This window comes from Plebeiibacterium marinum (assembly GCF_026013615.1).
In the GTDB taxonomy this organism is placed as follows: Bacteria; Bacteroidota; Bacteroidia; order Bacteroidales; family Marinilabiliaceae; genus Saccharicrinis; species Saccharicrinis marinus_A.
Map to the genome: position 1 here is coordinate 57141 of NZ_JAPDPI010000021.1, position 13203 is coordinate 70343.

At 34.7% G+C, this 13203-nt stretch carries 10 protein-coding genes; 5 read left to right on the top strand and 5 right to left on the bottom strand.

Translation table 11 applies throughout. The annotated features are described in order from the left end of the window. Window positions 1-237 precede the first annotated feature (237 nt). Together OM074_RS11440 and OM074_RS11445 are read left to right on the top strand one after the other, a co-directional pair. Window positions 238-1452 carry a 6-phosphofructokinase gene (locus tag OM074_RS11440; RefSeq protein ID WP_301199612.1) on the top strand — a complete coding sequence of 405 codons (1215 nt, stop codon included), beginning with the start codon at window positions 238-240 and terminating at the stop codon, window positions 1450-1452. A gap of 104 nt (window positions 1453-1556) precedes the next feature. Further along, a complete protein-coding gene (locus OM074_RS11445) occupies window positions 1557-2543 on the top strand; it encodes a glycosyltransferase family 2 protein (protein WP_301199613.1) in 987 nt (328 codons plus the stop codon). Here OM074_RS11445 and OM074_RS11450 read toward each other — a convergent pair whose 3' ends face one another. Beyond that, complete coding sequence (locus OM074_RS11450) at window positions 2544-2753, bottom strand: hypothetical protein (RefSeq protein ID WP_301199614.1); 210 nt, start codon at window positions 2751-2753, stop codon at window positions 2544-2546. A 63-nt stretch (window positions 2754-2816) separates the two neighbouring features. Beyond that, complete coding sequence (locus OM074_RS11455) at window positions 2817-3407, bottom strand: RNA polymerase sigma factor (RefSeq protein WP_301199615.1); 591 nt, start codon at window positions 3405-3407, stop codon at window positions 2817-2819. A 530-nt stretch (window positions 3408-3937) separates the two neighbouring features. On the opposite strand from OM074_RS11455, the gene asnB reads away from it, so the two are divergent. Then, window positions 3938-5524: an asparagine synthase B gene (gene asnB, locus OM074_RS11460; RefSeq protein WP_301199616.1), complete on the top strand. Its 1587-nt coding sequence runs from the start codon at window positions 3938-3940 to the stop codon at window positions 5522-5524. Between the two features lie 84 nt (window positions 5525-5608). On the opposite strand, the gene clpB is transcribed toward asnB, so the two are convergent. Beyond that, window positions 5609-8191, bottom strand: coding sequence for an ATP-dependent chaperone ClpB (clpB, locus tag OM074_RS11465; RefSeq protein ID WP_301199617.1), 2583 nt, complete (start codon window positions 8189-8191; stop codon window positions 5609-5611). Between the two features lie 2 nt (window positions 8192-8193). Then, entirely contained in the window at window positions 8194-8319 is a 126-nt protein-coding gene (locus OM074_RS11470; RefSeq protein WP_301199618.1) for a hypothetical protein, read from the bottom strand. Between the two features lie 141 nt (window positions 8320-8460). Between OM074_RS11470 and OM074_RS11475 the strand changes: the two genes are divergently transcribed. Next, window positions 8461-10317 (top strand): hypothetical protein, encoded by a 1857-nt coding sequence (locus OM074_RS11475; protein WP_301199619.1) that lies wholly within the window; start codon window positions 8461-8463, stop codon window positions 10315-10317. A 34-nt stretch (window positions 10318-10351) separates the two neighbouring features. Here the strand turns inward: OM074_RS11475 and OM074_RS11480 are convergent, their stop codons facing one another. Beyond that, complete coding sequence (locus OM074_RS11480) at window positions 10352-12493, bottom strand: S9 family peptidase (protein WP_301199620.1); 2142 nt, start codon at window positions 12491-12493, stop codon at window positions 10352-10354. 183 nt (window positions 12494-12676) lie between these two features. Here OM074_RS11480 and OM074_RS11485 point away from each other — a divergent pair, with 183 nt between their 5' ends. Then, on the top strand, window positions 12677-13186 hold the full coding sequence (locus tag OM074_RS11485) for a hypothetical protein (RefSeq protein WP_301199621.1): 510 nt from the start codon (window positions 12677-12679) through the stop codon (window positions 13184-13186). The last annotated feature ends 17 nt before the right edge of the window (window positions 13187-13203 follow it).

A 13203-nucleotide genomic window follows, 5' to 3' on the forward strand; every position in this document is an offset into this window, starting at 1 on the left:
AAAATGCTCTAATTATTTACAATTTAACACTTATTTAAACTCATTATCTGTTAACCCTAATCCTTATTTATAACTTGACACACACCTCAATATTTGCAATAATCAATTTTACCATTCTATGTATCGAAATATTTAAACTAAATGTTTATATTTAATAAACTCATTTACAAAGCTTTTAAATACACCATACGCATATTAGTAAATTAAAATACAAAACCCTTAAATTTTTTTACACTGATGAACAATAAAAAATTAACCATTGGTATTTTAACAGGAGGCGGAGATGTTCCTGGATTAAACCCGGCAATCAGGGCCATTACACTCAGAGCCATAAGAGAAGGTTATGAAGTTATCGGGATTAAAAACGGCTGGAAAGGTGTAATAAGCATTGACAGATCTAAACCACTTGAAGATCAGGAATATTGCATTCCCTTAAAAGAAATTACGGTCAACAGGATAGGTCGCACAGGAGGAACATTTTTGCATTCCAGCAGAACAAAAGCCACTAAAGTTGCTCAAAGACACCTGCCAGACCACCTCAAACACCTATACAAAGACGAATATAATGATTTAACAGATGAAGCAGTTGCTAACTTAAAACACGTCGGGATAGACTATTTAATTCCTATTGGTGGAGATGATACATTAAGTTACGCAGTCCGGTTACATAAAGAGGGAATAAAGGTCATTGGTATCCCCAAAACCATGGACGGAGATGTTCCCGGAACTGAATATTGCATAGGATTTAGCACCTGCATTACACGAACCATTGAACTAACTCATGCATTACGAACCTGTGCCGGTTCACACGAAAGATTTTTAGTACTCGAAGTCTTCGGCAGAAATGCAGGGTTCTCTGCCCTTCTACCCACTATAGGTGGAGCTGCAGACAGGTGTGTAATACCCGAATATTCAATAAACACAGAACACTTAACTGCATTAATGGTAGAAGACCGAATAAACAATCCCAGCAATTATTCTGTGGTTTTAGTTTCAGAAGGCGCTACATATGATGGACAAGATATTATTTATTCCGACGCAGAAACCGATGCCTTTGGTCACAAAAAGTTAGGAGGTATTGGAGAACAAATAGGTAAAGAATTAAAAAAGCATTCGCCAAAATTCAACGGTGGCAGAGAAATAAATATCATTAACCAAAAACTTGGATATCTGGTACGATCAGGCCAACCTGACGCACTTGATTCAATCATCCCTACAACCTATGGAAACATGGCTTTAGACTTAATAAAAAAAGGAGAGTCTGGTCATATGGTTTGCGTTAAAAACGGAAAATTTGATTATGTATCCATTGAAGCAGTAAAGAAAGATACAAAGGGAGAAAGCATAAAGAAGGTAAACGTAGCCAAATTTTACGACACCAACAGGTACCGTCCTATATTTCAAAACATCATCGGAGATCCAATGATGTTTCTAACCACTGATTTTACATGATTATTTTCCTAAAAAAGCCTGAAGAAAACATTTCAGGCTTTTTTTAATATTTATTGGTTTTAAACCTTATAATTTTATCTTTGCCACAAAGATATTTAGTATAAATGCCCAAGTTCTCAGTAATAATCCCGGTATACAATCGACCTCAGGAAGTTGATGAGTTACTTCATTCCTTATCTGAAGTAAACTACACGGACTTTGAAGTCATTATTATAGAAGATGGCTCCCATTTACAATCTGAAGATATTTGTAATGGATACAAGAAAAATCTTGACATACATTACCATTACCAAAAAAACTCAGGCCCAGGTCCTGCCCGAAATGAAGGAGCAAAACATGCAACAGGAGATATACTTATATTTTTTGACTCCGATTGTTTAATTCCTGAAAATTATTTTACAGTAGTTGAAAAGAGTTTTGTTGATTCCGATTGTTACGGAGGCCCGGATAGAGCACATGAATCCTTTAACAATATCCAAAAAGCCATCAATTACTCCATGACATCCATATTAACCACAGGAGGGATTCGGGGGGGCAACAAAAAAATGGACAAATTTTATCCACGAAGCTTTAATCTTGGGATAAAGAAACAAGTTTTTATGGAACTAAAAGGTTTTAAAAAGTTAAGGTTTGGCGAAGACCTTGATTTTAGTATGAGATTGATAGAAAAGGGCCATACATCAATACTTATAGAAGATGCATGGGTATTCCATAAACGACGCAACAATTTCAAATCATTTTTCAAACAAGTATACAACTCCGGAATTGCCCGGATCAATCTAAATTTCAGACATCCAGGAACAATCAAGATGGTACATTGGATACCGGCTATATTCACAATAGCATATCCTGTATGGATCATTATTTCATTGCTAGTCCCAAATACAGGCTGGCTTTTACTTATACCCCCAATAGCTTTTTTAACACATGCTTTATTTACTATTAAAGAAGTAATTCCATCTTTTTTAGCAACTATTACATCCTTTACTCAGATTTTCGGCTATGGATCAGGCTTCTTAAGTGCATTTATAAAAAGAAACCTCTTAAAGCAAGGTGAATTTAATGCATTCGAAGAAAACTTTTATCAATAGCTAATTAAAGTTGTAACGCTGTAATCTGGAATCATCAGTTAACGATTGATCATTTCCTCTTAAATGTTTAATAATATTACCCATTACTTTTTTGGAAGGAGACAATCTTTCATCCTCAAAAACGGAATCCGGTAATTCATCAAATAAATCCAAAAGGGATAAGCTATATTCTTCAATCGTTTTAATGTTTTGAGTAAAATTTAAGTTCATAGGCATTAAAATTATAATGTAATAACAAAATAAAAACGCCATAAACATTAAAATATTGTAAGACTAAAGTGTTAATGACAGATTTTTTTCTTCCATCATATTACGCATATTGATTAAAGCATACCGCATGCGTCCCAATGCCGTATTAATACTAACCCCTGTCTCCTCTGCTATTTCCTTAAAACTCAACCCCATAAAATGACGCATCTGAACCACTTGCTTCTGATTATCAGGTAAATAATCAACCAAGTCACCCACTTCTTTTAATATTTGAGAAAAAACTAACTTATCTTCTATATTTGAATCTGAATATTTAGGGGAGTTAAGCAGATCATAATCATTGGAATCATTTGAAACCACCTGCATATTCTTTTGCTTACGATAATAATCGATGATTAAATTATGGGATATACGCATTACCCATGAGGCAAACCTACCATTTTCAGTATATCTTCCCAACTTTAAATTTGTAATTACCTTAACAAAGGTATCCTGAAAAATATCTTCGGCAAGTTCCTGATTCTTAACCATCATTAATATATATGAGTATATTCTGTTCTTGTGTCTTTCTATAAGAAATTGCAAACTACCCTCATCTCCTGATATGAACATTTTAATTAGCTCATCTTCAGAAAGTAATGTTAATCTATTCATGTCTCCTTCTTTTATATACTAAAGAGTAAACATATTTCCTATAGGCACAATATTTTAATGATGTTAAACGTAAGATTTTATTATTTTGCAAAAAACTAAAAAAAAGTATAATATCCAATCATTTTAAAGTTTTTATTTTTAAATACTCAACAACTATTTACTTTATACCCCTTAGTTCAAATTAATTATTCTCTTTGTTAGCTGTATTAAAAAAAAGAACTATAATTTTCATTTAGCAACCAAATCTCACAACCGCATCGTTTTTAAGCATTACCCCCACATTTACACACCCCTCTCCAATATTATAGATATAATAACGAACACAAACCCCATATTATCACATCCTCTTTATAATATTTTATAATATTTTACACAAACACCCCAAAATACTTACATTTACAAATAATAAGTAAAATATTGTTTTTTGTAATAATTTGACATTTTACATTGCCAATAAATATTAATTAATTACTTTTACACCTCAATTAATAATAAATCACAATAAAATATATCCAAAAGACAAAAAATTTATGTGCGGATTTGCAGTTTACACAGGAAGTGATATGATGGACAAACTACTGTTTGCCAGCGAGTTTAAAAACATTGAATACAGGGGACCTGATAATTCAATTGTAAAAGATTTTGGAAAAGATGGTTGGATGGGATTCCACCGCTTAAGCATTATGGATGTTTCAAGCAATGGTAATCAGCCATTAACTTATAAGCATATCAATTTAGTTTGTAACGGAGAGGTATATAATTTTCAGCAATTAAGGAAACAATACGAACACAAATATGAATTTAAATCATCAAGTGATTGTGAAGCTATAATCCCTTTGTTTTTGGAAAAGGGGATTGAAGAAACAGCAAAATCATTAGATGCTGAGTTTGTATTTGTTATATATGATTCTGTTGCAAAAAAATATTTTGCGGCCCGAGATCCTATCGGTATCCGTCCATTATTTTATGGATACTCTGCAAATGGAGAAATCATGTTTGCCAGCGAAATGAAGACTTTACATTCTTTGTGTGAAGAAATCAAACAATTCCCTCCAGGACACTATTATGATGGAGAAGGTTTTCACTGTTACAAAGATATTTCTAAGGTTGAGAAATTTGTAGATCATGATCTTGAAGAAATATTTAAAAACATAAATAAAAAACTTACAACAGGAATTGAGAAAAGGCTTCAGGCAGATGTACCTGTTGGTTTTTTATGTAGTGGTGGATTAGATTCCAGCCTTGTATGTGCTGTTGCTGCAAAAATGCTGGGTAAACCTATCAGAACCTTTGCTGTTGGTATTGAAGATGACCCAATTGACACAAAATATGCAAAGAAAGTTGCAGATTACCTGGGAGCAGAGCACACTGAAGTTTTATTTACAAAACAAGATATCTTCAATACACTTAGTACATTAATTTACAACATCGAAACCTGGGATATTACAACCATCAGGGCTTCAATGGGAATGTACATGATTTGTAAATACATTAGTGAAAACACTGATGTAAAGGTTTTAATGACTGGTGAAATTGCCGATGAGATCCTTGGATATAAATACACGGACTTTGCTCCTACACCAGAGGCTTTCCAGCAAGAAGCTGAAAAAAGGATTCGTGAAATCCACATGTATGATGTATTAAGAGCTGACAGATGTATTTCTTCTTGTGGACTAGAAGCTCGTGTTCCATTTGGCGATCTTGATTTTGTTGACTACATCATGAGTATTGACCCTGCCAAAAAAATGAACACATATGGTGAAGGAAAATACTTGTTACGTGCTGCTTTCGAAGGAGACTACCTGCCTCAGGAAATACTACATCGTGATAAAGCTGCTTTCTCTGATGCAGTAGGACACAGTTCGGTTGATTACCTTAAAGGCTATGCTGAAGAAATGTACTCTGATGAAGATTTGGCAAATGCTAAAGAAAAATACCCTACAAACACGCCGTTCACGAAAGAATCGTTAATGTATCGGGATATATTTGAAAAGCATTTCCCGGGAAGAGATGGCGTTATTAAAGATTTTTGGATGCCTAATAAAGAATGGGAAAATTGTAATGTTGATGATCCTAGTGCTCGTGTTTTACCCAACTATGGAGCTAGTGGGATATAAAAAATAACATCTCTCAAATACGAAAAGGGGCTTCCAATTAATGGAGCCCCTTTTCTTTATTCCTCATTTCTATTGATATGTAAACTAATTAGAAATAACCAATCTCTCGCCATCTGTGTCAATCATAATTTTATCATCCTTATTTACATCATCTGCCAATATTCTTTTTGACATTTCATTTAATATGTTTTTTTGAACAACACGCTTAATTGGCCTAGCTCCAAATAGAGGGTCAAAACCAACATTTGCAATATATTCAACTGCCGAATCGGTTATATCAACGCTCACACCTTTTTTTTGCAAAGACCTTGTTAATACACCTATTTGAAGTAACACAATTTCTTTTATTTCAGAATGACTTAAAGGGGTAAACATGATAACATCATCAATTCTATTTAAAAACTCTGGCCTGATAGTTTGCCTTAATAACTGAAACACCTCCGATTTCGACCTTTCAGATACATCAAACAAATCCTCTTCTTTAACACCTTCAAAGTTTTGCTGAATGATATGAGAACCCATATTTGATGTCATTATTATAATGGTATTCTTAAAATCAACAACCCTCCCTTTATTATCCGTCAACCGTCCATCATCCAACACCTGAAGCAAAACATTGAACACATCAGGATGGGCTTTTTCTATCTCATCCAGCAATACAACCGAATATGGTTTTCGCCTCACCGCTTCCGTTAATTGGCCACCTTCATCATACCCAACATATCCAGGAGGCGCTCCTATCAACCTTGATACCGAATGCCTTTCCTGAAACTCTGACATATCTATTCGCGTCATCTTGTTTTCATCATCAAACAAAAAGGAAGCCAATGCTTTAGCTAACTCAGTTTTCCCCACTCCCGACATTCCAAGAAAAATAAATGAACCCACCGGTTTTTTCTCATCCTGCAGTCCAGCCCTACTCCTTCTGATGGCATTTGAAACCGCTTCAATTGCCTCGTTTTGTCCAACTACTCTTTTATGTAATTCTTCCTCAAGAGAAAGTAATTTTTCCTTTTCACTCTTCATCATTTTAGTAATTGGAATCCCAGTCCAACGACTTATTACACCAGCGACATCTTCTGAATCCACTTCCTCTTTTAACATAGCATTTTCCGCCTGCTTTTTAGATAGCTCATCTTTCAGACGCAAGATTTCTTCTTCTGCGGCCTTAATTTTGCCATAACGCAATTCTGCTACTTTATCAAACAGCCCTTCACGCTCTGCTTTTTCTGCTTCAAACTTAAACTGCTCAATATTTGATTTATGATTCTGGATCAAATCAACCACATTTTTTTCCTCCTGCCATTTTGCTCTCAAAGTGGATCTTTCATCTTTTAACTCTGCGATCTCAGCACTTAAAATATCAAGCTTTTTCTTATCCCCTTCCCTTTTTATGGCTTCACGTTCAATTTCCAGTTGTTTTACCTTCCTGTCAAGCTCATCAACTTCACCTGGTACTGAATTCATTTCCAATCTTAACTTAGACGCAGCTTCATCTATTAAATCAATAGCCTTATCCGGCAAAAACCGATCTGAAATGTATTTATTCGACAAATTGACTGCTGCAATAATTGCATCATCTTTTATCCGTACTTTATGATGGTTTTCATACCTTTCTTTTAAACCCCTCAAAATTGATATGGCACTCAACACATCCGGCTCATCAACACGTACAATCTGAAATCGTCGCTCCAACGCCTTATCTTTTTCAAAGTATTTTTGATATTCGCCTAAAGTGGTTGCCCCTACAGCTCTCAATTCACCACGTGCCAATGCCGGCTTAAGAATATTCGCCGCATCCATAGCTCCTTCCCCTTTGCCTGCTCCTACCAGGGTATGAATTTCATCAATAAACAAAATAATTTCCCCATCACTATTTATCACCTCCTTTACCACACTCTTTAACCGCTCCTCAAATTCACCTTTATACTTGGCTCCGGCAACAAGTGCCCCCATATCCAATGAGAAAATTAATTTTGATTTTAAATTCTCAGGCACATCCCCATTTACTATCCTTATTGCAATACCTTCGCCGATAGCGGTTTTTCCAACCCCAGGCTCGCCTATCAAAATAGGATTATTCTTGGTTCTCCTCGACAAAATCTGGAGTACCCTACGTATTTCTTCATCCCTGCCAATAACTGGATCCAACTTACCATTTCGGGCCTGCTCATTTAAGTTTATGGCAAACCGATTTAATGCATTAAAACTATCTTCTGCAGTTTGTGAATCAACAGAAGCCCCTCTACGTAGTTCTTTTATGGCGGCAAGCATGCCTCCTTCTGTGGCTCCTGCATCTTTCAACATCTGCGATACTGAATCTTTCACTCCCAACAAACCTAAAATCAAATGCTCAACTGAAACATATTGATCATTAAAAGTTTTTAAATAACTCTTGGCTTTTTGAAGCACATCATTGGTACCTCTTGACAAGTAAGGTTGCCCTCCACTCACTCCGGGATATGAATCTATTATAGCATTCAATGCAGGTTCAATATTACTGACATTTAACTTATCAAATAGAAATGAAACAATATTTTCCTCCACTTCAATAATACCTTTTAATAAATGCCCAGGTTCTATTGCCTGATGATTTCTTCCAGATGCTATATTCAATGCCTGCTGAATAGCTTCCTGCGATTTTATTGTATATTCTTTAAAGTTCATAACTAGTGCTTTTTTAACCTGTATTCACACAACAAAAAAACATCCACAATCAGATCCATACCAAAACTGTCAGATTTACAATCCATTACACGACACTTTTTCAGACTTCCAAATAAATCCTCTGCCATTTTTTCACTTTTCCATACACCACACATCCTTATTATGCTAATCTTGCATATGACGTATTAACTCTATAATTTTTGTTAATATTTATCCCTTTTATCATTTACTTATTATATTTAATTACCCAATAACAATATATACAACCATTGAGATTAATATTCAAATACAGGCTGAAATCCGTAACTTATACTATAAAACTTATTTTATTTGTTTTATCTGTATTTGTCTACTCAAATTTTACCAATGCCCAAAAAACATTAAACGATACCATAAAACAACAGCCAACCTCTATTCAAAATCTGCTAAAACAAAACAAGGATAGTAGTTTTGTATACAGCAAATTGTATGAGTGGCTCGTGGTTAGTAAAGACTCAAACCTAAATGCCAGCAAGCTGATACTCCATTTTGAAAGAGAAAACAAAAAATACAATCAAAAAATCATTAGAAAGATCAACACCAAACAAATTTCCCCATTTGCAAAAAATATTCTCGACACAGTTGGCTTTTCAACCAATACAATAGAAAAAAAACTTTCTTCATTAAGATTCCAAACCAAAAAGAGCATTATAAACAATGCATTAACATTTAAAAACGGCGAATTGCTAAACCTCCAGGATATCAAAGACAGCGAACGAATTCTCAGGTCGTTTCATTTTATTTCTGATGCTTTGATTTTAATTGAACCTGCAAATGCAGACACTTCTCTGGTTGACATTTTGATTTTAACACAGGACAACTATCCATATGGTTTCAATACTTCAATATCTACCCAAAAGGCAAACATTAGCATCTTCAGCAAAAATGTTTTAGGTTATGGTTTTGAAATGCGACATATTTTTGATACTGAAAAAACCTCCAACCGAAACTTTGGATTTCAGGAAAACATTGACTGGAGTAATATTTTCGGATCTGACCTGTCAATTTTCACCCACTTTAGTGATATTTTCGAAAGTCATTATTTTAGAATTGGCCTGAGTAAAGAATTTTTAACTCCGGATATTAAATATGCAGGAGGGATAGACATAAAGCGCAACTACAAATTCCAAACTTCCAATAACAGTTCCTATCTGGATAATTACGATTACCTTTATCAGGATTATTGGATTGGTAAATCATTTTTAGTAAACACACCGGGATATTTTAACAGATCGAATTTTGGAATATTAGGACAGGTAATGCTAAAACAATATTATCACATGCCTGATTCTATCAGCAGTATGCCCACATATCTCCCCAATTACTACCTCTTTGGAAGCCTCGCTTTTAACAAACGAAATTACTACAAAAACAGACTTGTATACAATTATGGCCGAACTGAGGATGTTCCTTATGGCTTTCTCACGTCTGTTTCATTTGGATTTAATAACAACCCGAAAAAAAACAGAATATACTTAGGCACTCATCTATCATTAGGTACCGCCATTGTACCTAACAAAGGGTATTTATACTTTAGTGGAGATATTAACTCTTTTTTTTACAAACGGCACCCGGAAACAACTGTACTTAAGTTGGGTACACGGTATATTTCTTCATTAAATAAAGTTGGCAACAATCATTTACGAAACTTTATTTCTATAGATTACACCAGGGGAATGCACTTACAAGAGGAGCAATATTTATATCTTAGAGAATCCTCAAAAGGTATCCGGTCATACAACAGCAAAAGGCTAAAAGGAAATCAAAAGTGTGTAATCAATAGCGAAAACGTCCTGTTTACAAAAAAAGAAGTTCTTGGTTTTAAAATTGTACCGTACACTTTTTTCGATTTCGGATGGCTCACTCAGGACGATGTGCTGTTTTCTTCAAAACCGTACTACTCACTTGGAATAGGCGTAAGAATGAGGAATGACCACCTGGTTTTCAATACTATACAATTCCAATTTGCATACTTCCCAAGGATACCCCCCAATGGGGTTAGCAATAGTTTTAGGTTATCTGGTGAAGATGTTGGAAAGTTTAACCACTTTGATTTTACGAAACCTTATTCAAATATTTTCAAATAAAAAAGGCTGATTTGTAACCAGCCTCTTTATTCTTTTACAAAAAATCTTCAAAATACCTTGTTACTTTTTCCATTAAATGAACTCTATCCACACCTCTAACATTATGTTCATGTTTGGGATAAACAAAATAATCAACCTGCTTACGCATTTTGATACACTGTTCTATAAAGGTAAGGCTATGCTGCCAAACCACAGTAGGGTCAATTGCCCCATGAATTACCAAAAGTCTCCCTTCTAAATTACCAACCCGTAAATTCAGGTTAGAGTTATTATACCCTTCCAAATTTTCTTGCGGAAGATCCATATAACGCTCTCCATACATTATTTCATAGTATTTCCAATCAATTACCGGTCCCCCAGAAACCCCTACTTTAAAAATATCAGGATACTTCTCCATCAAATTTATTGTCATAAAACCTCCAAAACTCCATCCATGCACACCAATCCTACTTTCGTCAACATAGGGCAAAGACTTCAAAAACCGGACTCCCTCCATTTGATCAGCTGCCTCGCATTCACCTAAGTGGCGGTGGATTACTTTTTCAAATTCACATCCTCGGTTTGGAGTACCCCTGTTATCCATAGTAAAGCATATATACCCTTTTTGTGCCATATATATTTGCCAATACCTGGCTGCCCCCATCCACGAGTTTTGCACCAATTGAGCATGAGGACCTCCATAAACATATACTACTACCGGATATTTCTTATTTTTATCAAACCCCTGTGGCAAAATCAGCCTATAATTTAAATCAGTAATACCATCTGCTGATTTAAGTGTACCCAATTTTATTTCTCCATAATCAATATTTTCAAAAGGATTTTTAGCCTTAAACAATTCTTCTGATGATTGTTCATTTAAATTATGCAGCTTAATAATTCGTGGCACTTTTAAACTAGAAAAGTTATCTACTAATTTGTTTCCATTCTCGCTCAATACAAAAGAGTGCATTCCTGGCTCCTCTGATATTTTATGCATTTTACCTGTTTTCAGAGATACATTATATAAATGTCGCTCCATTACACCTTCCTTTGTTGCTTCAACAAAAGCACAACTCCCTTTTTTATCAAAACCAAGCAGCTTTGTAACAACCCAATTTCCTGCAGTTATTTGTCTCAACAACCCTTTCTTTAAATCATATAAATACAGATGATTATACCCGCTTCTTTCACTTTGCCATAAAAACTTTGAATTACTTCCTGGAAGAAACTCCGCTGGATTTTCTGGTTCAACCCAAGTCGCGCTGCGTTCCTCAAACAATGTCCTTTGCAAATCACCAGATGCTGAATTATACAGCTTATATTGCATATGATCCTGAGCCCTGTTGAGTTCTGCTACTGCAATATATTTAGCATCCGGAGTCCATGAAAGGTTAGTTAAATATTTGTCATCAGGCTCTCCGGTTTTTAAGTATACTCTTTCTCCAGTAACAATATTAAAGACGCCGACCGTTACATGGTGGCTCTTCATTCCGGCCATAGGATATTTTATTTCTTCCAACTCTGCCACCCTTGCACTCACATCAACTAAAGGATAATCAGAAACCATTGATTCATCTTTCCTGTAAAATGCAACCGATTCTCCATTTGGTGCCCAAAAAATACCTTTGTCAATGCCAAACTCATTTCTATGAACAGTTTCCCCAAGGACAATACCTGGCTTATCTGCCTTTTCTATCAGCAGGGGCATACCATTTAATCCCAACACGTACAAATCTCCCCCTTTTGAATAAACTACTTTTTTTGATATTTCATTGAAACTTAAAAATTTTATACCTCCGGGAAGCTTAATAACACCAGTTACTTTTTCTTGGCGTACATCCATAACGACAACCTCTGCAGGATTTTTAATCCACAGTAAGTTGCTGTCTATCAACTTCACATTACGCAAACTCTTTATGCTATCGATGTTATTTATTTCAAGAATCTTATTAATTTTTTCTTTTTTTATGAATGGTGATTCTACCAGTTTATCATCAACATAATATATCCCATCCGTTTTATATAACAACAAAGAATCAGTTTTTGGGAGAAATTCATATAGTCTATTTTCTGGTATATAATTCCGAAAATTTTTGCCCCCTGAAATCACATCTTCAAGGTCTAACATTTTTTGGGCATTCCCTCCCGTTACATGCATCACTCCTAAGAGAAAACACCAAAAGAACACTTTCATACTTCAATTATTTACATTTATATTTTTAAAAATTCGATTTTCGTAAAATTTTGGATAGAAAAAAATGATATTTTACAAGAGAAACATGCTTTTTATATTATTGTTTTAAGAAAAATAACTATTTTAGATTTGTGTTTGCTTGATCACTCCCTTACTTTAGGGATATTATTACAATCTCTTTTTATGATTATAATAATTAAATTAAAACACTATAAAAATTACAGGCAACTTTTTAACCTCATAAACAATACAGTAAATATGAAAAAGGGACTATTTTTATCATTTCTATTGGTCTTAGCAAGTAGCATTATGCTGCCTGGTCAAGCCAATAGCCAGGAAGAAAAAGTCGAAACATGCGAAGGCCTTATTCAGGCACCTTTTATATCAAATGGGCAACCTTTCAGGGCATTTCTAACCGGCGACGAGGTTGCTGAGTTTCATACAACATTTTTAAACGGAAGTATGTATCGGGTTGTTGCCTGTTCCGGCAAAAACGAACCAATTATTTTCTCAATATACGATACCAACCGGAACTTACTTTTTTCAAATGATGAACACAACAAATCAAATGTATGGGATTTTAAGATTGATGGCTCTGTAGAGTGTATCATTGAGGCCAGGTTGGATAAAAAAATTACAACATCAGGAATGGCATTACTATATATAGGTTTTAAAAATCTAGAAGGTAATTAGGAAACAAAAATTATTAA

What these genes read in the sequence shown, in the direction of transcription:
- OM074_RS11440 (WP_301199612.1), top strand. Translation starts at nt 238, where the DNA reads ATGAACAATAAAAAATTAACCATTGGTATTTTAACAGGAGGCGGAGAT.
- OM074_RS11445 (WP_301199613.1), top strand. Translation starts at nt 1,557, where the DNA reads ATGCCCAAGTTCTCAGTAATAATCCCGGTATACAATCGACCTCAGGAA.
- OM074_RS11450 (WP_301199614.1), bottom strand. Translation starts at nt 2,753, where the DNA reads ATGAACTTAAATTTTACTCAAAACATTAAAACGATTGAAGAATATAGC.
- OM074_RS11455 (WP_301199615.1), bottom strand. Translation starts at nt 3,407, where the DNA reads ATGAATAGATTAACATTACTTTCTGAAGATGAGCTAATTAAAATGTTC.
- asnB (WP_301199616.1), top strand. Translation starts at nt 3,938, where the DNA reads ATGTGCGGATTTGCAGTTTACACAGGAAGTGATATGATGGACAAACTA.
- clpB (WP_301199617.1), bottom strand. Translation starts at nt 8,191, where the DNA reads ATGAACTTTAAAGAATATACAATAAAATCGCAGGAAGCTATTCAGCAG.
- OM074_RS11470 (WP_301199618.1), bottom strand. Translation starts at nt 8,319, where the DNA reads ATGGCAGAGGATTTATTTGGAAGTCTGAAAAAGTGTCGTGTAATGGAT.
- OM074_RS11480 (WP_301199620.1), bottom strand. Translation starts at nt 12,493, where the DNA reads ATGAAAGTGTTCTTTTGGTGTTTTCTCTTAGGAGTGATGCATGTAACG.
- OM074_RS11485 (WP_301199621.1), top strand. Translation starts at nt 12,677, where the DNA reads ATGATTATAATAATTAAATTAAAACACTATAAAAATTACAGGCAACTT.